The 338-nt window shown below is 65.1% G+C and carries 1 protein-coding gene; it reads right to left on the bottom strand.

Annotated features, from left to right (window positions below; genetic code table 11):
• Window positions 1-107 precede the first annotated feature (107 nt).
• Window positions 108-326, bottom strand: coding sequence for a DUF1674 domain-containing protein (locus tag EN852_RS37300; protein ID WP_127277742.1), 219 nt, complete (start codon window positions 324-326; stop codon window positions 108-110).
• Window positions 327-338: the final 12 nt, after the last annotated feature.

Below are 338 nucleotides of genomic sequence, written 5' to 3'. Positions count from 1 at the left end.
ACGAGCAAGGCTGGCTGGCGCTCGAGCCCCAGCGCAGTGCCGCTTAGTCTGGGCGCACCAGCTATGGCGAGATACGCCGGCCGGCCTCAGCTGAATATCGACACACTCTAAAAGTCGCTGGTCAGGCCTTTGATCTCCCAGTCGCCATAGCGGCCGGGCTCCTTGCCGCCACGGCCACCGATCTCTTTCGGCAGGGCGGCTTCCTGCGCGAGATAGTCGGTGCGTCGTGCGTCGGCTTCCGCCAGCGCCCGGCGGGCGGCTGGCGTCAAATCTTTCCGCGGCGCATTGCCATCGCCGGCGGGCGTTTTACTGGTTTCGTCGTTCATGCGATATTTCCC

The sequence above is a fragment of the Mesorhizobium sp. M2E.F.Ca.ET.209.01.1.1 genome (genome assembly GCF_004010375.2).
In the GTDB taxonomy this organism is placed as follows: domain Bacteria; phylum Pseudomonadota; class Alphaproteobacteria; order Rhizobiales; family Rhizobiaceae; genus Mesorhizobium.
Note: the sequence above shows the minus strand (reverse complement) of the source record. Positions and strands in the feature narration are given on the sequence as shown.